Source organism: Photobacterium japonica (genome assembly GCF_050337005.1).
Taxonomy (GTDB): Bacteria; Pseudomonadota; Gammaproteobacteria; order Enterobacterales; family Vibrionaceae; genus Photobacterium; species Photobacterium japonica.
Map to the genome: position 1 here is coordinate 1 of NZ_JAKJSN010000062.1, position 22,395 is coordinate 22,395.

At 53.0% G+C, this 22,395-nt stretch carries 21 protein-coding genes; all 21 read left to right on the forward strand.

Features of this window, described 5'->3' with window-relative positions:
* Positions 1-312: 312 nt before the first annotated feature.
* Positions 313-2,412, forward strand: coding sequence for a flagellar biosynthesis protein FlhA (gene flhA / locus L4C36_RS19865; protein WP_428479537.1), 2,100 nt, complete (start codon positions 313-315; stop codon positions 2,410-2,412).
* A gap of 75 nt (positions 2,413-2,487) precedes the next feature.
* Positions 2,488-4,275 (forward strand): flagellar biosynthesis GTPase FlhF, encoded by a 1,788-nt coding sequence (gene flhF, locus L4C36_RS19870; protein WP_428479538.1) that lies wholly within the window; start codon positions 2,488-2,490, stop codon positions 4,273-4,275.
* Positions 4,268-5,155, forward strand: coding sequence for a MinD/ParA family protein (locus L4C36_RS19875; protein WP_428479539.1), 888 nt, complete (start codon positions 4,268-4,270; stop codon positions 5,153-5,155). Before flhF ends, L4C36_RS19875 begins: the two co-directional genes overlap by 8 nt.
* Positions 5,148-5,870: an RNA polymerase sigma factor FliA gene (locus L4C36_RS19880; RefSeq protein ID WP_428479540.1), complete on the forward strand. Its 723-nt coding sequence runs from the start codon at positions 5,148-5,150 to the stop codon at positions 5,868-5,870. Before L4C36_RS19875 ends, L4C36_RS19880 begins: the two co-directional genes overlap by 8 nt.
* A gap of 53 nt (positions 5,871-5,923) precedes the next feature.
* On the forward strand, positions 5,924-6,295 hold the full coding sequence (gene cheY, locus L4C36_RS19885; RefSeq protein WP_047876291.1) for a chemotaxis response regulator CheY: 372 nt from the start codon (positions 5,924-5,926) through the stop codon (positions 6,293-6,295).
* Positions 6,296-6,328: 33 nt separating this feature from the next.
* Entirely contained in the window at positions 6,329-7,048 is a 720-nt protein-coding gene (locus L4C36_RS19890) for a protein phosphatase CheZ (protein ID WP_428479541.1), read from the forward strand.
* Between the two features lie 9 nt (positions 7,049-7,057).
* Positions 7,058-9,550, forward strand: coding sequence for a chemotaxis protein CheA (locus L4C36_RS19895; RefSeq protein WP_428479542.1), 2,493 nt, complete (start codon positions 7,058-7,060; stop codon positions 9,548-9,550).
* A gap of 208 nt (positions 9,551-9,758) precedes the next feature.
* Positions 9,759-11,060 carry a protein-glutamate methylesterase/protein-glutamine glutaminase gene (locus tag L4C36_RS19900; RefSeq protein ID WP_428479543.1) on the forward strand — a complete coding sequence of 434 codons (1,302 nt, stop codon included), beginning with the start codon at positions 9,759-9,761 and terminating at the stop codon, positions 11,058-11,060.
* A 10-nt stretch (positions 11,061-11,070) separates the two neighbouring features.
* Positions 11,071-11,850, forward strand: a complete 780-nt coding sequence (locus L4C36_RS19905; RefSeq protein WP_428479544.1) for a ParA family protein — start codon at positions 11,071-11,073, stop codon at positions 11,848-11,850.
* Positions 11,840-13,231 (forward strand): chemotaxis protein CheW, encoded by a 1,392-nt coding sequence (locus L4C36_RS19910; protein ID WP_428479545.1) that lies wholly within the window; start codon positions 11,840-11,842, stop codon positions 13,229-13,231. The genes L4C36_RS19905 and L4C36_RS19910 overlap by 11 nt, the downstream gene beginning before the upstream one ends.
* Before the next feature lie 94 nt (positions 13,232-13,325).
* Entirely contained in the window at positions 13,326-13,820 is a 495-nt protein-coding gene (locus L4C36_RS19915) for a chemotaxis protein CheW (RefSeq protein ID WP_428479546.1), read from the forward strand.
* Between the two features lie 40 nt (positions 13,821-13,860).
* Positions 13,861-14,292, forward strand: a complete 432-nt coding sequence (locus L4C36_RS19920) for a DUF2802 domain-containing protein (RefSeq protein WP_428479547.1) — start codon at positions 13,861-13,863, stop codon at positions 14,290-14,292.
* Positions 14,293-14,855: 563 nt separating this feature from the next.
* Positions 14,856-15,506, forward strand: a complete 651-nt coding sequence (gene ccmA, locus L4C36_RS19925; RefSeq protein ID WP_428479548.1) for a cytochrome c biogenesis heme-transporting ATPase CcmA — start codon at positions 14,856-14,858, stop codon at positions 15,504-15,506.
* A 6-nt stretch (positions 15,507-15,512) separates the two neighbouring features.
* The gene (ccmB, locus tag L4C36_RS19930; protein WP_428479549.1) at positions 15,513-16,178 is read left to right on the forward strand and encodes a heme exporter protein CcmB; all 666 of its coding nucleotides are present in this window, start codon (positions 15,513-15,515) and stop codon (positions 16,176-16,178) included.
* Positions 16,179-16,360: 182 nt separating this feature from the next.
* On the forward strand, positions 16,361-17,095 hold the full coding sequence (locus tag L4C36_RS19935) for a heme ABC transporter permease (RefSeq protein WP_428479550.1): 735 nt from the start codon (positions 16,361-16,363) through the stop codon (positions 17,093-17,095).
* A gap of 7 nt (positions 17,096-17,102) precedes the next feature.
* A complete protein-coding gene (gene ccmD, locus L4C36_RS19940; RefSeq protein WP_428479551.1) occupies positions 17,103-17,309 on the forward strand; it encodes a heme exporter protein CcmD in 207 nt (68 codons plus the stop codon).
* Positions 17,306-17,794: a cytochrome c maturation protein CcmE gene (gene ccmE, locus L4C36_RS19945; RefSeq protein WP_428479552.1), complete on the forward strand. Its 489-nt coding sequence runs from the start codon at positions 17,306-17,308 to the stop codon at positions 17,792-17,794. The genes ccmD and ccmE overlap by 4 nt, the downstream gene beginning before the upstream one ends.
* Positions 17,791-19,779 carry a heme lyase CcmF/NrfE family subunit gene (locus L4C36_RS19950; protein ID WP_428479553.1) on the forward strand — a complete coding sequence of 663 codons (1,989 nt, stop codon included), beginning with the start codon at positions 17,791-17,793 and terminating at the stop codon, positions 19,777-19,779. Before ccmE ends, L4C36_RS19950 begins: the two co-directional genes overlap by 4 nt.
* Positions 19,780-19,799: 20 nt before the next feature.
* Entirely contained in the window at positions 19,800-20,354 is a 555-nt protein-coding gene (locus L4C36_RS19955; protein WP_428479554.1) for a DsbE family thiol:disulfide interchange protein, read from the forward strand.
* Between the two features lie 113 nt (positions 20,355-20,467).
* The gene (locus L4C36_RS19960) at positions 20,468-20,929 is read left to right on the forward strand and encodes a cytochrome c-type biogenesis protein (RefSeq protein WP_428479564.1); all 462 of its coding nucleotides are present in this window, start codon (positions 20,468-20,470) and stop codon (positions 20,927-20,929) included.
* Positions 20,929-22,143: a c-type cytochrome biogenesis protein CcmI gene (gene ccmI / locus L4C36_RS19965; RefSeq protein WP_428479555.1), complete on the forward strand. Its 1,215-nt coding sequence runs from the start codon at positions 20,929-20,931 to the stop codon at positions 22,141-22,143. The genes L4C36_RS19960 and ccmI overlap by 1 nt, the downstream gene beginning before the upstream one ends.
* Positions 22,144-22,395: the final 252 nt, after the last annotated feature.

Below are 22,395 nucleotides of genomic sequence, written 5' to 3' on the forward strand. Positions count from 1 at the left end.
CAGGACCACAGGACCACAGGACCACAGGACCACAGGACCACAGGACCACAGGACCACAGGATCCCATAACCTCTTTTGCCCTTCCGCTTTTACCCGAGACTCGTCCCTTAAAACTCGTTCCTGAACATCGATCTTTCTCGTTCCTCGAAGCGAAGCGTGACTCGTCCCTTTAGACTTAAAACTCGCCCCTTCTTCCTGCGTCAATTTTTTGTCGGTTTGTTGGAATGGTTCTTGCATTAAACCGTGTCACTGAGCGTGATATTGCGTATATCACGTGACTTACAGAGTTCCTTGCTGCCATAACCGGATGACATGAAATTTTCTTTACCTTTTTCCGATAAATTACCGTTTTCACGGCTAGAGTCGATGCCGGCTATCGGCGCCCCGATCATGGTACTTGCCACGCTCGGCATGGTCATCTTGCCGATGCCTCCCATTCTGTTGGACATGGCATTTACCTTCAATATCGCGTTGGCAATGGTGATTCTACTGGTCACTATTTATGCGCGTCGCCCGCTGGATTTTGCCGCTTTCCCGACCATCTTGTTGATCGCGACCTTGTTGCGATTAGCCTTGAACGTGGCCTCGACCCGTGTCGTCTTACTGTATGGTCATGAAGGGCCCGAAGCGGCGGGACATGTGATTCATGCCTTTGGTGCCGTCGTGATTGGGGGTAACTATGCCGTTGGTTTAGTGGTGTTTTTGATCTTAATGATCATTAACTTCATGGTGGTAACTAAAGGTGCGGGGCGTATTTCAGAAGTGAGTGCGCGTTTCACCTTGGATGCTTTGCCGGGTAAACAGATGGCGATTGATGCCGATCTAAATGCTGGCTTGATTGACCAAGATCAGGCCCGTACCCGCCGTTTTGAAGTGACCAAAGAAGCCGACTTTTACGGTTCGATGGACGGTGCCTCGAAGTTTGTAAAAGGGGATGCGATTGCCGGTATTTTGATTTTGTTTATGAACATTATCGGCGGGGTCGTGATTGGCATGGGCCAGCATGGCCTTGGGTTTGGCGAAGCGATTGAAATTTACAGCTTGCTGACCATTGGTGATGGTTTGGTGGCACAGATCCCCTCCTTGTTACTGTCAATCGCCGCTGCAATGCTGGTGACGCGTCAAAATACTGACGAAGACATGGGCCAGCAAATGTCCCATCAAATGTTCAGTAACCCGCAAGCCTTGGTCATTACGAGTGCGATCTTGTTTGTAATGGGGGTCGTGCCGGGTATGCCGCATATCCCGTTCTTGCTATTCGCTGCCCTTGTGGGTGGTTTTGCCTACTGGCGCATTAAACAGGCGCAAGCCGCCGCTGTTGCAGAAGCCGAGAAACCGACGACCGATCTGACAGCCCCCGCGCCACAAAAAGAACTGTCGTGGGATGACGTGCAACCGGTCGACATCATCGGTTTGGAAGTGGGTTACCGCTTGATCCCGATGGTGGATAAAGAGCAAGGCGGCGAACTGCTTGACCGCGTAAAAGGCGTACGTAAGAAGCTGTCGCAAGATTTTGGTTTCCTTATTCCACCGGTACACATTCGCGATAACTTGGAATTGCCGCCCAATACCTATCGAATCAGTTTGATGGGTGTCGCTTGCGGTGAAGCCAATATCCACCCGAACATGGAATTGGCGATCAACCCCGGCCAAGTGTTTGGCCATATTGACGGCGAAGCGACCCGTGATCCCGCCTTTGGGTTGGACGCGGTGTGGATTTTGGACTCCCAGCGTGAGCATGCACAAGCCTTAGGCTACACCGTGGTGGATTCCGCCACAGTGTTGGCGACCCACTTGAGCCAGATCCTCACCAACTGTGCCTCGCAACTGTTGGGCCACGAAGAAGTACAGAACTTGTTGGAAATGCTGGCACAGAACACACCGAAATTGGTGGAAGGGTTTGTGCCGGAGCAGTTGCCGTTGGGGGCGGTGGTGAAAGTGCTGCAGAACTTGCTGCATGAAGGGATCCCGATCCGTGATGTTCGCACCATTGTGCAGACCTTGTCTGAGTACGCGGCAAAAAGTCAAGATCCTGACATTTTGACGGCCGCAGTACGCATTAGCCTTAAACGTTTAATTTGCCAAGAAATCAATGGAATAGAGCCTGAATTGCCGGTGATAACACTGGTTCCAGAGTTGGAACAGATATTGCATAAGACAATGCAGTCTGCCGGTGGGGAATCCACGGGCATTGAACCGGGGCTGGCGGAGCGTTTACAGCGCTCCTTGGCAGAAGCGACCCAGCAGCAGGAGCTGAAAGGCGAACCGGCTGTCTTGCTGACATCGGGCGTGTTGCGCTCGACGTTGGCGAAGTTTGTGAAAAATACCATTCCTTCTTTGCGGGTGCTCTCTTATCAAGAAGTACCGGACGAGAAACAAATACGTATCGTCAGTGCCGTGGGTAATCAGTAATGCCTAGGGTCAATGTGAAGCATAGCGTTACGGGTAGACGTCAGAGACGCAGCATGATGAAGCAGGATTATAATATTGAAAATTAAACGTTTTTTTGCCAAGGACATGCGCACCGCCCTGAGTCAGGTTAAAGAAGAGTTGGGCGCGGATGCTGTGATCATGTCCAACAAGAAAGTGACCGGCGGGGTGGAGATTGTTGCGGCAGTGGATACTGACGTCGACGACACGCCACCGGCATCGACCTCTACGCGCCACATGTTGGCAGAGCGCTTGGGTCAGGCGAAACGCAAGTTAGTGGATGACAAAGTGCAGTTGCAGCAGCCTGCTAACGTCAGCCGTTTTGCCAATGTCTTGCAAAATTATACCGGCAGTGATGCCGCAGAGATGGAGCCTGAAGCGGATTCCTTGTCGGCGTTGTTACAGCGCCAGTCGAAGCACTCGCATTCACCGTCTCACGCAACGGCGCAGCAAGACCTACATCAAGGTTTGCAGAGAGAGTCGCACCGAGATGCACATCGAGATCTTAATCGCGATCGTCATCAAGAAGGGCGACGCGATCAGCGTGGTGATAGGCACGGTGATCACCGTTATCAGGAACAAGATGCTTTGAATGCGGGGTTCCGACAGGGCGGTTATGATCGCGAACCGGTTGGGCGTCCAGCATCACAGGTTGCCCGTTCGGCGGGACAATCACGCACCGCGCCGTCTCGAGCGGCAGCATCACCATCGGCACAAGGTTATGGCCGTCAGGCACACGCACTGGACATCGGTGATTACCGCCGTCCGGAAGTACGGCAGCCAGACAGCGTGGGCGGGCAGCGTCGTCATACCCCACAGGGCACGTCGGCATCATCCGAGTATGCCCGTGGCGGCAATCGGTTAGACCCGAGCCGTTACGATCCCAAAGCCCAGCCGCACAGCGAAGGGGAAATGGATGCCATGCGCAATGAGCTGGCCTCTATCCGCCGTTTGCTGGAACACCAAGTGTCCGGGTTGATGTGGCAGGAAGTGGAGCGCCGTGAACCGATGCGCGCCATGATGATCAAACGCTTAGAAAAAATGGGCTTGTCGCCAGAATTGGCCGATCAGTTGGCGTGTTACATCCCAGAAGATGTGCCGCCGAATGAAGCGTGGCCGGCGTTGTTAGATCTGCTGACCGATCAAATCAGTACGACGGACGATTGTATTTTAAATACCGGTGGCGTCGTGGCGTTGTTGGGGCCGACGGGGGTGGGGAAGACTACCACCATCGCCAAATTGGCGGCGCGCGCGGCGATGGACTTTGGTCCGGATCAGATCGCCATGGTCACCACCGATACGTTCCGTATTGGGGCGCATGAGCAGTTGGCCACCTATGGCCGCATTATGGGCTGTCCGGTACGCGTGGCTAAAGATGCCGAAGAGTTGGCCGATATACTTCATCAGCTCCGTCATCGCCGTCTGATTTTGTTAGACACCGCCGGTATGGGCCAGCGTGATATTCGCTTGTCTGAGCAGTTAGATACCTTGATGCAAAACAGTGGGTCGCAGATCCGCAGTTTCTTGGTGTTACCTGCCACAGCCCAACGCCGTGTGTTGCATGAAACCATTGAACATTTCCGCCGTATTCCGTTGTCGGGGTGCGTGCTGACCAAATTGGATGAATCGCTCAGCCTCGGAGAAGTGGTGTGTGTCGCGATTCAACATGCGTTGCCCATTGCCTATTTGGCCGACGGGCAGCGCGTGCCAGAAGATATTAAGGTCGCTACGGGTAACTACTTGGTTGCACGAGCAAATGAATTATTAGAACAAGAGTTAAGTCAGCAACCCCATTACTGGACTAGCGATAGCTCTGACAACCAGTCGGCAGACTTTTATGATTGAGACCAGCATGTACGATCAAGCGAGCGGTTTGCGCCGTATGACACAGCTTACCTCGACCAAAGTGATTACGGTTACGGGCGGTAAAGGCGGCGTAGGAAAAACAAACGTCACCTTGAACATGGCCATTGCGATGGCTCGCCAAGGTAAGCGCGTGATGGTGTTGGATGCCGATCTGGGTCTGGCCAATGTGGATGTGATGCTCGGGGTGCGTGCGACCCGTAATTTGTCGCATGTGTTGGCGGGTGTCTGTGATTTGCAAGACATCATCGTGGAAGGGCCGTATGGGGTGAAAATTGTCCCTGCGTCTTCCGGTACGCAGAACATGGCCGAACTGACCGCCGCCCAACACATGGGATTGATCCGTGCGTTCAGTACGTTAGAAGACGACATCGATGTGTTGCTGGTGGATACCGCCGCGGGCATTTCAGACATGGTGCTGAGCTTTTCACGCGCGGCACAAGATGTATTGGTGGTGGTGTGCGACGAACCCACGTCGATTACTGATGCCTATGCACTGATCAAAATCCTGAGCCGTGAATACGATGTTCAGCGCTTCAAAATTGTCGCCAACATGGTGCGTAGCTACCGTGAAGGCCGAGATTTGTTCACCAAACTGACCCGCGTGACCGAGCGTTTCTTGCAGGCCAATTTGGAATTGGTGGCGTGTATTCCGCTCGATGACAGCGTGCGCCAAGCGGTGAAACGTCAGCGTGTGGTGGTGGAAGCCTACCCGCGTAGTCCTGCGGCGTTGGCGATGAATGCACTGGCAAACAAAGCCGTGACATGGCCCGTGCCGGCGAGCCCGGGTGGTCACTTAGAATTCTTTGTCGAAAAACTCCTGATCAAGCGCACACAGCAAGAGGTGTCGCTCAGTGAATAAAGCACTGACTTATGGCCGTTATCAGGAAAGTCCGCATGCCTTTATCGCGCGTTATACGTCGCTGGTAAAACGCATTGCGCACCATCTGATGGGGCGATTACCCCCCAATATCTTGCTGGAAGACTTGATCCAAGCGGGCATGATCGGCCTATTGGAGGCGCAGCAAAATTACGATCCGAGCAAAGGGGCCAGCTTTGAAACCTTTGCCGGGATCCGGATCCGAGGCGCGATGTTAGATGACATTCGTCGCGGTGATTGGGTGCCGCGCTCGGTGTACAAGAACAGTCGCCGCATCACCGAAGCCATTTCAGTGCTTGAGGGCATCTTAGGGCGCGATCCCAATGATCAGGAAATTGCCGCCCACCTTGAGATGCCGCTTGAGCAGTATCACCAAGCCCTGAATGACGTCAATTGCGGCCGTTTAGTAGGGATGGATGATCTGGGTGTCGCAGAAGATGTGGTTTCTAATGATGAATCTATCCATGAAAACCTTCCTTTTCAGGGAGTTGTAGACGATAATTTCCGCCAGTCACTGGCGGATGCCATAAAAACACTGCCTGAAAGAGAGGCATTAGTCCTATCACTTTACTATGACGAGGAACTCAACCTCAAAGAGATAGGGGCTGTCATTGGGGTGAGTGAATCCCGAATTTGCCAGATACATAGTCAGGCGATGCAACGTTTGCGGTCCAAGCTCAAGGCTTGGACGGCGTAATACCCATTAGCTAAAACACTGTGACCGCAGTGGAGGCCACTTTGAATAAAAACATGAAAATCCTCATTGTTGATGACTTCTCAACAATGCGCCGAATCGTTAAGAACTTGCTACGTGACTTGGGTTTTAACAACACCCAAGAGGCGGACGATGGATTGACAGCGCTGCCGATGTTGAAAAAAGGTGACTTTGACTTCGTCGTGACAGATTGGAACATGCCCGGCATGCAAGGTATCGATTTGCTTAAGCATATCCGTGCCGATGCGCAGCTACGCCATTTGCCTGTATTGATGATCACGGCGGAAGCCAAACGTGAGCAGATCATCGAAGCGGCACAGGCGGGCGTGAATGGTTACATTGTGAAGCCGTTCACCGCAGCCACGCTGAAAGAAAAATTGGATAAAATTTTCGAGCGCATGCAATAAGTTATCGTCGGGCGTAAAAGGACAACCATTACCATGATTACACTTGATCAGGCCAAAACGCTTGTCAGTCTGCTTGAAGCGGGTAACCAAGACGATGCGAACAGGATGCTGACAGGCCTCGTTTCAGACAGTCACGATCCTGTGTATGCCGAAGTGGGCCGATTAACACGCCAGTTGCATGATTCACTGGCCAATTTCCGCCTGGATCCGCGTATTAACGATCTTGCAAAGACGGACATCCCGGATGCCCGCGATCGCTTAATGTATGTAATAGATAAAACGGAAGCAGCAGCCAATAAAACCATGGATGCGGTGGATGCTATCCAGCCTTTGGCGGATCGCATGGGGGAGACCCTGCAAGAAATCCACCCGCGTTGGCAACGGCTGATGGCCGGACAGATTGAGTTGATGGAATTCAAATCGCTTTGTCACGACATTGATCATCTGTTCACTCAGGTCGAGAGTGACGGTACGGTGCTGCGCAGCCATTTGACTGAGATCTTCATGGCCCAAGATTTCCAAGACCTGACCGGTCAAATCATCCGTCGGGTGATTGAATTGGTGCATGAAGTGGAAGATCAGCTGGTTGAAATACTTAAAGCTTTTGGCATGGAACAAGATGACAACACGGACACACCTCGTCCTGTTTGTGGATTGGCACCTGAAGGGCCGATCGTGAACAGCGAAGTGCGCGAAGATGTCATGTCTACCCAGGACGATGTCGACGACCTGCTATCGAGCCTAGGATTTTAGGGGAACGAAATGAGCTTTGATTTAGACGAAGATATCCTGCAGGACTTTTTGATAGAAGCCGGGGAAATCTTAGAGTTACTCTCTGAGCAGTTGGTTGCGTTGGAACGCCGTCCCGATGACGGTGAATTACTGAACGCTATCTTCCGTGGTTTCCATACCGTCAAAGGCGGGGCAGGTTTCTTGTCACTCGGTGAACTGGTGGACGCGTGCCACGGTGCTGAGAATATCTTTGACCTGCTGCGTACCGGAAAACGAGTGGTTAACGCCGAGTTGATGGACGTGATTTTACAGGCATTGGATACCATCAATGTCATGTTTGGTCAGGTACAAGATCGTGAACCGGTTGATCCGGCGGATCCGGCGTTGCTGGAAGCCCTGCACCGCTTTAGCTTGCCCCCGACAGCAGAAGAGTTACAACAGGCTGCCGCCCCGATTGCTGGGCAGGTAGCGGAGCTGATTGTTGAACAGGTTGTTGAGCCTGTTGCTGTGGCCCCTGCGTTCGAGATGCCTGTTTCTGAGCCGTCAGCGTTTGATCTACCCGCGCCAGCCCCTGTCGCTCCGGCCATTCCTGCGGCATTTGCCGCCTCTGTTGTATCAACGGCGATTGCAGGTGATTCGGTGGATGACATGACACAAGATGAATTTGACCGTCTATTGGATGAGTTGCACGGCATGGGGTGTGCGCCGGGTATGGCGTTGGACTCCGCGCCTGCTACACCGGCTGCATCTGTGACCGAGGCTCCTGTTAGTCACGACATTGTGAGCCAAATTCAAACAGAAACCGGCGACATTACGGATGACGAGTTCGAGCGTTTGTTGGATGAATTGCACGGTACGGGCAAAGCCCCAGGCTGTGTGGATGTCAGTGCCGATATCGCGGCTGTTGACGTGCCTGTTATGTTAGAACCCGCGTTGACAGAGCCCGCTTCTGTCTCATCAGCATCGGCGCCTGCGGCACCGGCTGCCAGTGTCAGCATGATGGGTGACAGCGATGATCTGATGAGCGATGACGAATTTGAACGTTTGCTGGATGAATTACACGGTAGCGGCAAAGGCCCTTCTGCGGAAGAGCTGGAGATGGCGACCAATCCGGTTATCAACATGCTGGATGACGTATTAGCGTCTGCGGCAGCATTGCCAAGTGCCTCGGCGGTGGAAGTGGACGATGTGTTTGCCGCTTCTGTTGCCGGGAGCATAATGCCTGCCTCGTCTGTGGCGTCTGTGGCGTCTGTGGTTGCTGACCCTGCACCGGTTGCGGCCGCTGCGGTATATGCCGCTCAAGCTGCAGCCCCTACAGCCCCTGTGCGTGCTGCGGCTAAAGAAAAAGCCAAAGTGGCCGATGCCACCGTGCGTGTGGATACCTCTACGCTAGATACCATCATGAACATGGTGGGTGAATTGGTGTTGGTGCGTAACCGCTTGGTGAGCTTGGGTCTGAACAGCAACGATGAAGACATGGCGAAAGCCGTGGCGAACTTGGATGTGGTCACGGCGGATCTGCAAGGTGCCGTGATGAAGACACGCATGCAGCCGATCAAGAAAGTGTTTGGCCGTTTCCCTCGCGTCGTACGTGATTTAGCGCGCACTCTGAATAAAGACATCGAGCTGGAAATGCGCGGTGAAGAAACCGATCTCGACAAGAACTTGGTGGAAGCGCTAGCGGATCCGTTGGTGCACTTGGTGCGAAATTCGGTCGATCACGGCATTGAAATGCCAGACGTGCGTGAAAAAGCCGGTAAACCGCGTCAGGGGACGGTGTTGCTGTCAGCCTCGCAGGAAGGGGATCACATTCTGTTGACCATCGAAGACGATGGCGGCGGTATGGACCCGGATAAACTGCGCGCGATTGCCGTTGAACGCGGTGTGATGGACAGTGATGCAGCGTCTCGTTTGACGGACAGCGAGTGTTACAACCTGATCTTTGCGCCGGGCTTCTCGACTAAGAAAGAGATCTCGGACATTTCAGGTCGTGGTGTGGGCATGGACGTGGTGAAAACCGGGATCAGCCAGCTGAACGGGTCGATTTCCATTGATTCCTCGCTCGGTAAAGGCACCCGCATTGACATCAAAGTGCCGTTGACCTTGGCGATCCTGCCGACCTTGATGGTGGGCGTGGGTGAGCAGCCGTTTGCCTTGCCATTGGCGAGCGTGAATGAGATCTTCCATTTGGATCTGCGCAAGACCAACACCGTCGATGGCCAGTTGACGATTATCGTTCGTGATAAAGCCATTCCGTTGTTCTACTTGCAAGACTGGTTGTCGGGTATGCGCACGACCCAACGCGCCCGCGACCACGGTCACGTGGTGATTGTACAGATTGGCCATCAGCGTATTGGTTTTGTGGTCGATACCTTGATTGGGCAGGAAGAAGTGGTGATCAAGCCATTGGATGATCTGCTACAAGGGACGCCTGGCATGGCAGGCGCGACCATCACCAGTGATGGTCACATTGCCTTGATTCTGGATGTGCCCAACTTGCTGAAGCATTACGCGGGTCGCTAAAGCGATCTGCGCAGCACGCTGTCGAATGAAACAGACTTCACTTGGGTAAAGAGTGAAGTCTGTCACTCCGATTCGATGCCTTATAACGCATTAATTTATCTGCAGATACCCAAATGTCCTTGTCTTTTTGCGTCTTTGCTTTCTCGCCTTCTTGGTGTGAGCGTAAGGGGATTTGGGTATAACGCACATTAACGGGACAACAATAAGCATGGCCGTGAAAGTATTGGTGGTGGATGATTCAAGTTTTTTCCGCCGACGTGTGAGTGAAATATTGAATGCGGATCCGCGTTTAAGCGTGATCGGCAATGCCGTTAATGGAAAAGAAGCCGTGGAGATGGCGCGTCAGCTACAACCAGATGTGATCACCATGGATATCGAAATGCCAGTCATGGACGGGATCACGGCGGTGCGTGAAATCATGCACGCTAATCCAACGCCGATTTTGATGTTCTCGTCATTGACGCAAGAAGGCGCGAAAGCCACGTTGGATGCGTTGGATGCCGGTGCACTCGACTTCTTACCGAAGAAATTTGAAGACATCGCCCGCAACCGTGATGACGCGGTGACCTTGCTGCAACAGCGCGTGGCTGAAATTGCCCGCAAACGTATTTTTATGCGTCGTCCGTTGCGCAGTGCTGCGTCAACCCTGACGCCAACGGCAGCCTCAAGCAAGCCGTCAACATTGACGTCTAGCTCATCAACGGCTTCGGCGCTCTCAGCGCGTACTGCCAGCACGACATTGCGTGATACTGCACGTCCACTGAGCGGGACAACGGCGCGTCCATTAGGGCACACAACCGCGCATTCAGCAGGCAATGCATCGGGCCAGACTTCGGTGCTAACCGGCGGTACAAAGAGCGTGTCGGCGATGACACCCCGCCAACCGGTGCGTCCGATGTCGATGACCGCTGGGCGTTTTAAAGCCAGTGGTAAAAAATACCAGTTGGTGGCCATTGGTACCTCAACCGGTGGCCCTGTGGCCTTGCAAAAAATCCTGACCCAATTGCCCGCGAATTTCCCGCTGCCGATTGTGTTGGTCCAGCACATGCCGGCGACGTTTACCGCCGCGTTTGCGGCGCGCTTGAATAACCTGTGTCGTATCGGCGTAAAAGAAGCCGAAGATGGTGACATGCTGAAACCGGGCATGGCGTATTTAGCCCCCGGCGGCATGCAGATGATGGTCGACGGTCGCCCAGGCGCGGCGCGTTTGCGGATTATCGATGGCGGCGAGCGCATGAACTACAAACCGTGCGTAGATGTCACCTTTGGTTCTGCGGCCAAAGTGTACCAGAGCAACGTGCTGGCCATGATCCTGACCGGCATGGGTGCGGATGGCCGCGATGGCTCGCGTATGTTGAAAAGCAACGGGGCGACCATTTGGGCACAAGATGAAGACAGCTGTGTGGTATACGGTATGCCACAAGCCGTGGCGAAAGCCGGCCTGTCGAGTGAAGATCTGCCGCTGGAGCGTATTGCAGAGCGGATCATGATTGAGCTTGGATTAGGGTGAGGATTCGCGCGTGATCGTTTGGAGTATCGCCAACCAGAAAGGCGGCGTGGGGAAAACCACCACCACTGTCACCTTGGCTGGGTTGTTGAGTGAGCGTAATAAACGGGTGTTGTTGGTCGATACCGATCCGCACGCTTCATTGTCCACGTATCTGGATTTCGATGCAGATGTCTTACCGGCCAGTTTGTTTGATCTGTTTCAACTGACCAGCATTACCCGTGATACGGTGCGTCCGCTGATTTTGCCGACGGCCTTTACGCATATCGATATCATTCCGGCGCACATGTCGCTGGCAACCCTTGATCGCGTGATGGGGAACCGCAGCGGCATGGGCCTAATTTTGAAAAAAGCCCTGCACAGTCTGGCGAATGATTATGACTATGTATTGATTGACTGCCCGCCGATCCTTGGCGTGATGATGGTCAATGCCTTAGCCGCCAGCGATCGCATTTTGATCCCGGTACAAACCGAGTTTCTGGCCATGAAAGGGCTGGAACGCATGATGCGCACACTGCAAATCATGGAGAAATCCAAGCCTGCCGGATTTAAAGTCACCATTGTGCCAACCATGTACGACAAGCGTACCCGTGCCTCGTTACAGACGTTGCAAGAGCTCAAGCTGCGTTACCCTGAGCTGGTCTGGGCGTCAGCGGTGCCGATTGATACTAAGTTCCGCGATGCCAGTATCAAGCGTATGCCCCCGTCACTGTTTTCACGCAGTTGCCGTGGTGTGTTTGCGTACAAAACCCTATTGAATTATTTGGAGCGTTTGCACGTTGATGAGCGATAACTCTCGCCTGTCGAGTGAGCAAGCGCTCGACGATTACTTTTTTGATTTGCTTGACGATACCGTCGAGGAGCCTGCACCGGCTTGCGATATCGATGAACAGCCTGTCGATGAGCAGCCTGTTGTTGTTTCGGTGGTTCAGGCGCCGTCTGAGCAGGAACTGAATAACGACGATCCCAGGCCAGTCGAATCGGGATCAGACGATCAAACTGTATTTGAACCTGCTGGGGTTGTAGACCCCGTTGATGCTGCCGCGTCATCGGTGTGTGCGCCCTTTGATTTTTCTTCTCTGTCATCCGATGCCGAAGAGTGTGAATTAGCGGCTGAACCTGTTGCCTCGTTCTTTAACGATGCGCCAGCGCCGATGTCTCACTCGTCACTGTCTCATTCGTCACGGTTTTCAGCGCTGCCGTTGCCCGAAAGCGTTCCGGCACCCGCAAGCCGTGCCAGTTGGCTGGATATGCCTGTCGAACGTGACGATTTACAGCGTTTGCTGAGCCAAGTCAGTGTGTTGTCGGAACCAGAGCCGGTCATTGAATCGGTGACGGAGTCCGCTATCGCGTTAGAGGCAGAGGCTTTAGCCGATGACTGGGCGATGGTGATGGCACACGAGGCCGAGCAGGAAGGCACGATGGTTCAGGAAAGCGAGATTGTTTTTCCTGAATGTGCTTTGCCTGAACGCGATTGGCCTGAACGTGATTTGTCTGACATTGGTCTCGCCAATACGTCTGAGATGGTTATTGAGTCGGTGACGGATCATGACGCCCGCGAGCAGCTTGAACTCGTTGACATGCCGAGGGTCACAGAGCCAGAGATCGCGACAGAAATCGCATCGGTTGCTATAGCAGAAACCGCATCGGAAACGGCATTGGCCACACAGGCATCGGCCGATTTACCGCCGGATGGTTGGCAACAACAAGAGGCGTTGGGGAGCGCGTTTCAGGCGTTGTTCTTTGACGTGAATGGCGTGACCTTTGCGGTGCCATTGACCGCGTTAGGCGGGATCCATCAACTGGGTGAAATGAACCACCTTGTAGGGCGTCCGCCTTGGTACTTCGGTTTGATGACCAACCGCGATCAGACAATGGATGTGGTGGATACCGCCCGTTGGGTGATGCCCGAACGCTTGGTTGACGATGAACATCGTGAGGCGTTCCGCTATCTGGTCATGCTGGGCGAAAGCCGTTGGGGCCTCGCGTGTGATGGCTTACAAGGCACGCAAACCTTAGACGAACACAGTGTGCGTTGGCGCGAAACAGCCGGTAAACGGCCGTGGCTGGCGGGCATGGTGAAAGAAAAAATGTGTGCATTGATCCACGTGTCGGAGCTGATTGCGATGCTCGATGCCGGATTAGATGTGCAAACCACGTTACAACAGGCATGAAGGCCAGCTCACGATCATGATGGATGGTGAGCGCGCAGGAACGCTGCAGTAACAGAATTTTTATCGCTGCAAAATAGGTCAAAGAGGAAACAGCATGTCTCAGGTGAGTGTCGCTGAAATACAAAAAGAAGACAATAACGATCAGGTCCTGCAGTGGGTGACTTTCCAGTTAGGTGAAGAAACTTACGGCATTAATGTGATGCAGGTACGTGAAGTATTGCGTTACTCAGAAATTGCCCCGGTACCGGGTGCGCCGGATTACGTGATCGGTATCATTAACTTGCGTGGCAACGTGGTGACAGTGATTGATACCCGCTCCCGTTTTGGCTTGATGCAGGGTGAGATCTCTGACAATACCCGTATTGTGATCATCGAAGCCGAAAAACAAGTGATCGGTATTTTGGTCGATAGCGTGGCGGAAGTGGTGTATCTTCGCGGCTCAGAAATTGACAGCACACCAAGCGTGGGCACCGAAGAAAGCGCGAAATTCATTCAGGGCGTCAGCAACCGCGATGGTCAGCTATTGATCTTGGTGGATTTGAACAAGCTGCTGTCTGACGATGAATGGGATGACATGGCGTACCTGTGATCAGGCAGCGCTGACGATCTTGCAATAAGGCAGAGCGAAGATGATGACAATGTTGTTGCAATGGGCACCGATCGCGGTGTCGCTGTTGGCGGTGGGCATCGCCTTTGGCATGGTACGCCGTGAACGCGTGGCACGCCAAGCGTTGGAAAACAAGTTTGCCGCCACCGAAGTGGTGTTGAAAAACGCCCGGCAGCAACAAGAAAGTCTCAGCAAGCAGCTTACTGAGCTGCGCGCAGGCACCTTGGGGATGGGGCAGACGTTGGCCGATATGGCGCAACAACTGGAAGCCTTGGCCGATCGCCAAGGGGAACTGGCGATGCAAGATCCCGATGGTCGCTTATACAGCCGCGCCAGCAAGATGGTTGAGCTGGGTGCCGACGTGAACGAGCTGATGCAAGAGTGTGATTTGCCGAAAGCGGAAGCAGAGCTCCTGTTGCGTTTACAGCAAATGCACACACATCGTCGTCGGTAACCGGTAACCGGTAACCGGTAACCAGTAATCAGTCGTCGTCGCGAAAGCACTGACAGCATCGACATTCGATAACCCCTCCTCGTGAGGGGTTATTTTTTGCTTGCGGGATGTGTCTGAGTGGCAATAAATGTAAATGAATATGACATCACTCTCACTCAGACCGACTAATAAGATATTGATTATGGACGTCATTTCGTGACGCTAACAGCGTTATTACGCGCTATGCTATGACAATATTGACGGATTTGTTATCGCAATGAAAAGAGAGTGTGCGCATTTAGGCGTTTTTGCCTTTTGCCCCTCGTTTTCATCGCACTTTTTTTTCATTCTCAGGTCAATGAAGAAGGGGGGTGTCGTTCATGGACCAGCAGCGTGCAATCGCGTTGTGATGCAGAAAACGCATCTGTGCGATGCCCGTTTGCACACCTTGGCGGTTTGACGGGCTAGGAGGCCTGTGGCGAAGGGCGGTGAGCAGGGAGTGAGATCATCGTGTTACTAACAAATAGTCAGGTCAATGTGTTACTATTCTCGGCTAATTGTGTCACTTAGGATACATCCTGTTTATGTTGTCTGTTGAAGCGTTAAGTTGTACCCGTGATGAGCGGGTACTGTTTGAAAATCTCCAATTCTCGGTCACATCCGGTGAATTGGTGCAGATTGAAGGTCACAATGGGGCCGGTAAAACCACCTTGCTCCGGATTTTGGCCGGGCTGGGACACGCAGATAACGGCAAGGTGTATTGGCACAATGAACACATTGAAATCGCCCGTGAAGATTATCACCAAGACTTGTTGTTTTTGGGGCATCAAACCGGCGTGAAGCGTGAGCTGACGGCGTATGAAAATCTGGCGTTTTTCCAGTCAATGCACAAGGAAAACCCAGAATCGGCATTACGTGGCAGCCCGACAGTCAGTGGTGAGCAAAGCCTGTGGCAAGCATTGGCCCATGTGGGGTTGGCAGGGCGTGAAGATGTGCCGGCCGGTCAGTTGTCGGCGGGTCAGCAGCGCCGTGTGGCCTTGGCCCGTTTGTGGTTGAGTAACCACATGTTATGGATATTGGATGAACCCCTGACGGCGATTGATAAGCAAGGGGTGAAGGTGTTGGAGCAGCTGTTTTTGTCGCATGTACAGCGCGGTGGCATGGTGATTTTGACCACCCACCAAGACCTGTTTACCGACAGTAACCACCTACGAACAATCAAGTTGGGGCGCTAACCGACCATGAATGCCATCCTGCATGTTATCCGTCGTGAGCTGTTGATCGCTTTTCGACGCCAAGCCGATGTGTTTAACCCGTTGTGGTTTTTTATTATTGTCATCACCCTGTTTCCGCTCGGGATTGGGCCAGAGCCGAACCTGTTAGCGCGTATCGCGCCCGGTATTGTCTGGGTAGCGGCTTTGTTAGCCGCGTTGTTGTCGATGGAGCGTTTGTTCCGTGATGACTTTGTCGATGGGTCGCTCGAACAGATGTTGTTGATGCCGACGCCGCTCGCGATGTTGGCCTTTGCCAAAATGATGGCGCATTGGTTACTGACCGGTGTGCCGCTGTTGTTGATCAGTCCGTTGTTGGCGATTTTATTGTCGTTGGATTGGGCAACGTGGAAAGCCGTGGTCCTGACGCTGCTCATCGGGACACCGACGTTAAGTTTTCTAGGCGCGATTGGGGTCGCGCTGACCGTGGGATTGCGAAAAGGTGGGGTTTTATTGAGCCTGCTCATATTGCCCCTGTATATCCCTGTGCTTATATTTGCCACCTCCGCAATCAATGCCGCCAGTTTGGGTATGCCGTACAACGGCCAACTGGCGTTGATGGGGGCCATGCTGGTCGGGTCGGCCACCTTGTCGCCGTTTGCCGTCGCAGCATCGTTACGCATAAGTGTGCAATAAATGATTACAATTAACTCACCCGTTATTTGTCTCACGAGAATGGATCTCATGAGACAATTTTGAGCTAAACAAGGAAGGTCAACCAGAAGACAGCACGTTGACGGCCACAGGAATGGGGTTCCCATTGAGCCAATGGCTGCCGGTTAACGTAAGTATTCCTATTACACGAGTAGAGCAAAAATATGTGGAAGTGGTTACATCCCTACGCGAAAGCTGAAAATTGCTACCGCCTGTGCGGTACCTTGCTACCTTGGTTTTCGATCGTCGCATTGGTCACGATCATCACTGGCACCGTTTGGGGCCTGATGTTCGCCCCTACCGATTATCAACAAGGTGACAGTTTCAGGATCATCTATTTGCATGTGCCTGCGGCCATTTGGTCGATGGGGGCGTACATGTCGATGGCCATTGCCGCCTTTATTGGTTTAGTGTGGCAGATCCGTTTGTCTGACATGGCCGCCTTGGCCATGGCGCCGATCGGGGCGGTGTTTACCGTGATTGCGCTGTTGACCGGTGCGATTTGGGGCAAACCGATGTGGGGCGCATGGTGGGTATGGGATGCCCGTTTGACCTCTGAACTGATCTTACTTTTCCTCTACTTGGGCGTGATTGCCCTGTACAGCGCGTTTGACGATCAGAAAACGGCCGGTAAAGCCGCGGGTATATTGGCCATTGTCGGGGTGATTAACCTGCCGATTATTCACTTCTCAGTGGAATGGTGGAATACCCTGCACCAAGGTGCGACCATCACCAAATTTGATAAACCGTCGATTGACGCAGACATGTTGTGGCCGTTGCTACTGAATATTGTGGGTTTTGCTTGTTTCTTTGGCGCGTTGACCCTGGTGCGTCTGCGTAATGAAATCATTGCCCGTGAAAGTCATCGCCCGTGGGTGCGTGACATGATGATGAAGTGAGGCTGCTATGCATTTTGACTCTTTTAGTGACTTTTTAGCCATGGGCGGTTACGGCGCCTATGTCTGGGCCGCCTACGGGATCTCGTTTGGGGCCTTGCTGTGGGTAATGATTGCCAGCCTGAACACCAAGCGTCGTTTGGCGGTGGAGATCAAAAACAAAATTGCGCGTGAGCAACGTATTAAAGAAGCTGAAAAATTGGAGAACACCCTATGAACCCGAGACGTAAAAAGCGCCTGACTCTGGTATTGGCGTTAGTGGTTGGCCTCGGCGCCACGGTGGGCTTACTGCTTTATGCGTTGAACCAGAACATGGATTTATTCTACACCCCGACCGAACTGGTACAAGGTAAGCCAGATGGCACCAAACCCCAAGTGGGTCAGCGTTTACGTATTGGTGGCATGGTTGTAGAGGGCACAGTGAAGCGTGACCCGGAGTCGCTGCTTGTGTCGTTTGATGTGGCCGATGTCGGCCCGTCTGTGACCATTACGTACGACGGTATTTTGCCTGACTTGTTCCGTGAAGGGCAGGGCATTGTCGCGCAGGGTGTCTTGGTGAATGCCAATACCATTGAAGCGCACGAAGTGCTGGCAAAACACGACGAAGAGTACATGCCACCTGAAGTGGCAGAAGCGATGCAGAAAACCCATGCGCCGCTTCAGTACAGTGATGACCAATTGCAAGGTAGTACTCAACCATGATTGCAGAAATAGGCAATTTTAGCCTCATTGTTGCGCTGGGGTTATCCATCCTCCTCAGCTTTTATCCGCTCTACGGGGCGACGGTGGGCAACCAAGCCCTGATGCGCATGGCACGACCGTTGACCTACGGGGTCTTCGGCATGATTCTCGTGTCGTTTATCATTCTGAGTTGGTCGTTTTACGCCAACGATTTCACTGTCGCGTATGTCGCCAGTAACTCGAACTCCATGCTGCCGTGGTACTACCGTTTGTCGGCGGTCTGGGGGGGCCATGAAGGGTCATTGCTGCTGTGGGTGTTGATCCAAGCGGCATGGGCCGTGGCTGTTGCAGTATTCAGCCGTGGCATGCCATTGGAATCGCTCGCGCGCGTATTGTCGGTGATGGGCATGATTGCGATCGGCTTCTTGCTGTTCATTATCGCGACATCGAACCCGTTTGTGCGTACGTTGCCGTTCTTCCCGGTTGACGGGCGAGATTTGAACCCACTGTTGCAAGATCCAGGTCTGATCATTCACCCGCCGTTGCTGTACATGGGTTATGTCGGCTTCTCCGTAGCGTTTGCATTTGCGATTGCCTCATTGATGACGGGCCGTTTGGATACCGCCTGGGCACGTTGGTCGCGTCCTTGGACGATTGCCGCATGGTCATTCCTGACGTTGGGCATCGCGCTAGGTTCATGGTGGGCATACTACGAATTGGGCTGGGGCGGCTGGTGGTTCTGGGATCCGGTAGAAAATGCCTCCTTCATGCCATGGCTTGCGGGCACCGCGTTGATGCACTCATTGGCAGTTACGGAAAAACGCGGCAGCTTCAAAGCGTGGACCGTTTTATTGGCGATTTCAGCCTTCTCGTTGAGCCTGTTAGGTACCTTCTTGGTGCGTTCTGGCGTGCTGGTTTCGGTGCACGCGTTTGCCTCTGATCCGGCGCGCGGCATGTTCATTTTGGGCTTCTTGGTCGTCGTGATTGGCGGTTCGTTGTTGCTATACGCTCTGCGTGGCGGCCAGATCCGCTCGCGCGGGCATTACAGCCTGTTCTCGCGTGAAAACTTATTGTTGGCGAACAACCTATTGTTAGTGGCGGGTCTGCTGGTGGTCTTGATCGGTACCTTGTTGCCGTTGGTTCACAAGCAAATCGGTCTGGGCTCGGTGTCTATCGGTGTGCCGTTCTTCAATACCTTGTTCACTTGGTTGATGATCCCGTTTGCTTTCATCTTGGGTATCGGTCCACTGGTGCGTTGGAAGCGTGATTCACTGTCTAGCGTCAGCAAGCAGATGACCATTTCAGCCATCGTCACGCTGCCGCTCGCGTTCTTGTCTATCTGGCTATTTACCGATTCAATGGAGCCAATGGCGGTATTGGGCATGACCATGGCCATTTGGATCATCATGATGCATGGCTTTGAGTTGTACGAGCGCGCGACGCACCGTCACCGCTTCGTGACGGGCCTGGGTAAACTCGGCCGTAGTCACTGGGCGATGATGCTGGGTCACATCGGTATGGCGGTCAGTCTGATCGGCATTACCTTGGTCTCTAACTACGATATCGAGCGTGACGTGCGTTTGGCGCCGGGCGAAAGCGTACAGGTACAAGGTTACGACTTTAACTTTGCTGGCTTGCGCGATGCCGACGGTCCGAACTACGACGGTTACATTGCTGACTTTAACATTCGCCGTGACGGTGACTACATCACCACGTTGCATGCCGAGAAGCGTTACTACTCGGTAGCGGGTTCAATGATGACGGAAGCGGCCATCGACAGCGGCGTGACACGTGATTTGTACGTGGCGCTGGGTGAAAAACTGGACGGTACCAATGCATGGGCGGTACGTATTTACTACAAACCGTTCGTGAACTGGATTTGGTTTGGTGCGACCTTAATGGCATTGGGCGGTGCATTTGCGATCAGCGACAAGCGCTACCGTTTCCGTAAAAAAGCCCATAAAGATGAACCGGCTGCGGCCAAGCAAGAGGCAAAAGTCAGCTAATGCGCAAAGAGAACAAAGGTTTGAATAAAAAATTCCTTTTTATTCCATTAGTCCTGTTCATGGGGTTGGTGGTGATGTTCATGATCCAGCTAACCCGCAATGCTGGCGGTGATGATCCCACGAAGTTGGAATCGGTCTTGGTCGGCAAACCTGTACCCCAGTTTAAACTGGAAGACTTGGTGGAAGCGGGCAAACTGTACGATCAGGATATCTTCACGGGCGAACCGTTACTGCTGAACGTGTGGGCGACCTGGTGCCCGACGTGTTTGGCTGAGCATACGTACTTGAACCAACTGGCAAGTGAAGGCGTGAAAATTATCGGCCTGAACTACAAAGACGAGCGATTGAAAGCGGTACGTTGGTTGAACGAGTTGGGTAACCCGTACATTCACAGTTTGTTTGACGGCAACGGCATGCTAGGCATGGATTTGGGCGTGTATGGCGCACCGGAAACCTTCCTGATCGATGCCAACGGCATCATTCGTTACCGCCACGTTGGCGACGTGAACGACCGTAACTGGAACGACACGCTAAAGCCGATGTATGACCAGTTGCTTGAGGAGGCCAAAGGATGATCGCGACGTTTTTCCGCCGTGCCGTGAAGGTACCTATGGCATCAACCCTGATGGCATTGGCGATGACGCTCACCATGGCGGTTGGCGCTGTGGCGGCGCTCGGTACCGTGTCGATACTGACCGCCCCTGTCGCTATGGCCTCGATTGATGTGTATGAGTTTGACAATGTTGAGCAGGAAAAAGCGTTTCAGGAACTGACGGCGACGCTGCGCTGCCCAAAATGTCAGAACAACAACATTGCTGATTCCAATGCGACACTGGCACAAGACATGCGCCAGAAAACCTACGAGTTGCTGCAAGACGGTAAGAGCCAGCAAGACGTGGTGGACTACATGATCGCCCGTTACGGTAACTTCGTCACGTACGATCCACCGATCATGGCATCGACCCTGATCTTATGGTTCGGTCCGTTGTTGTTCATTGTGATTGGTTTTACCGTCTTGGTGATGCGCTCGCGTAAACGCAATGAACGCGTGACCGATACCGACGCATTGGCCAGTGATGAGCAAGCCCGTTTGCAAGCATTGCTGGCTGAAATGGAACAAGAAAAAGACCGTAACGGCAAGGTGGAATAATGACAATATTTTGGTTAGTCACCACCTTACTGGTGGTGATCGCAATGGCAATTTTCGTGTTGCCGATGTATCGCGGTAAAGAGCAAGATCAAGTCGCCAGCCGTGATGAGCTGAACAAGGCGTTCTTTAACGATCGCATGGACGAGCTGAAAGAAGAAAGCAGCGAAGGCTTGGTGGAAAACCAAGACGAACTGGTGGTCGAGTTACAGCAATCGTTGCTTGATGACGTGCCCGAAGCGGCAGATGAGAAGAAAACGGCCGTCAGCACCATGATGTTGATCCCCGGTCTTATCGTGTTGATCGGCGTGACCTACGGCATGTACATGACCGTCGGCAGTTTAGACAAAGTGCAAGCCTGGCAAGACACGGTGCAGCGTTTGCCTGAGTTGTCGAAGCGCTTGATGGCCGATGAGGGTGAAACGCCGCTCAGCGATCAAGAAATGGATGACTTAACGTTGGCACTGCGTACCCGTTTGCATGAAAACCCGAACGACGCCACCGGTTGGTTACTACTGGGGCGTATCGGTATGGCCAACCGCGACGCGAGTACCTCACAAGAAGCGATGGACAAAGCCTACCGCATGGATCCGAATAATCCGGAAGTGCAGCTAAGCTACGCCCAAACCTTGATGATGATTGGCGATCCGGCGCAAGCTGATCGTGCGCGTTTGTTGTTGCGCACCGTGCTGCGTACCGATCACACCAACATCCGTGCCATGTCCCTGTTAGCGTTTGACGCGTTTGAGAAGCAAGACTTCGCCCAAGCCGTGGCATACTGGAACATGATGAAGCAAATGATTGGTGAAGACGACCCGCGTGCCAACATGCTGGATCGCAGTATCGCCCGTGCTCAAGCGCAGATCGACAAGTCAAAGAACACCGCAACGTCCGTATCGGTCAATGTCGCGTTGGACCCGTCGGTGACACTGCCCGCACAAGGCATGGTGATCATTTCGGTGCATTCCGCTGATGGCGCACCGATGCCCGTGGCTGCACGCCGCCTGCCATTGTCGGCCTTCCCATTGGCATTGACCTTGGATGACAGCGACAGCATGATCCCAGAACGTCCAATGACCTCATTATCAGACATGATCATCAAAGCGCGTATCGACAGCGATGGCAACGTGATGACCAAAACCGGTGACTGGTATGGCGAAAGTGACGTCATTCCGCTCGGTGGTTCAACAAACATCTTGATAAACCAGCAATATTAATTGCGATAAGCTGGAATGAAAGTAAAAGGCTGGATACTATACTTGTATCCAGCCTTTTTTATTTGGCCTATGGCGAGATCACACCATGGACGGATCTCGATAATACCAATCACAGTAAGTAATGGGTCATAAATAGCGCAGACAAAAGGGTTGAGAGCAAGGCGGGATTTTTCGATAAGTAGTTATTCTACAATTAAAAATCGCAACGCAGTTATCGAGCCTTTTAACGAGCTAGAATGATTTAGTGCTTAC

Bases quoted from the DNA above. Each gene is read 5' to 3' on its own strand.
- flhA (WP_428479537.1), top strand. From the start codon at position 313: ATGAAATTTTCTTTACCTTTTTCCGATAAATTACCGTTTTCACGGCTA.
- L4C36_RS19875 (WP_428479539.1), top strand. From the start codon at position 4,268: ATGATTGAGACCAGCATGTACGATCAAGCGAGCGGTTTGCGCCGTATG.
- cheY (WP_047876291.1), top strand. From the start codon at position 5,924: ATGAAAATCCTCATTGTTGATGACTTCTCAACAATGCGCCGAATCGTT.
- L4C36_RS19890 (WP_428479541.1), top strand. From the start codon at position 6,329: ATGATTACACTTGATCAGGCCAAAACGCTTGTCAGTCTGCTTGAAGCG.
- L4C36_RS19895 (WP_428479542.1), top strand. From the start codon at position 7,058: ATGAGCTTTGATTTAGACGAAGATATCCTGCAGGACTTTTTGATAGAA.
- L4C36_RS19900 (WP_428479543.1), top strand. From the start codon at position 9,759: ATGGCCGTGAAAGTATTGGTGGTGGATGATTCAAGTTTTTTCCGCCGA.
- L4C36_RS19910 (WP_428479545.1), top strand. From the start codon at position 11,840: ATGAGCGATAACTCTCGCCTGTCGAGTGAGCAAGCGCTCGACGATTAC.
- L4C36_RS19915 (WP_428479546.1), top strand. From the start codon at position 13,326: ATGTCTCAGGTGAGTGTCGCTGAAATACAAAAAGAAGACAATAACGAT.
- L4C36_RS19920 (WP_428479547.1), top strand. From the start codon at position 13,861: ATGATGACAATGTTGTTGCAATGGGCACCGATCGCGGTGTCGCTGTTG.
- ccmA (WP_428479548.1), top strand. From the start codon at position 14,856: ATGTTGTCTGTTGAAGCGTTAAGTTGTACCCGTGATGAGCGGGTACTG.
- ccmB (WP_428479549.1), top strand. From the start codon at position 15,513: ATGAATGCCATCCTGCATGTTATCCGTCGTGAGCTGTTGATCGCTTTT.
- L4C36_RS19935 (WP_428479550.1), top strand. From the start codon at position 16,361: ATGTGGAAGTGGTTACATCCCTACGCGAAAGCTGAAAATTGCTACCGC.
- ccmD (WP_428479551.1), top strand. From the start codon at position 17,103: ATGCATTTTGACTCTTTTAGTGACTTTTTAGCCATGGGCGGTTACGGC.
- ccmE (WP_428479552.1), top strand. From the start codon at position 17,306: ATGAACCCGAGACGTAAAAAGCGCCTGACTCTGGTATTGGCGTTAGTG.
- L4C36_RS19950 (WP_428479553.1), top strand. From the start codon at position 17,791: ATGATTGCAGAAATAGGCAATTTTAGCCTCATTGTTGCGCTGGGGTTA.
- ccmI (WP_428479555.1), top strand. From the start codon at position 20,929: ATGACAATATTTTGGTTAGTCACCACCTTACTGGTGGTGATCGCAATG.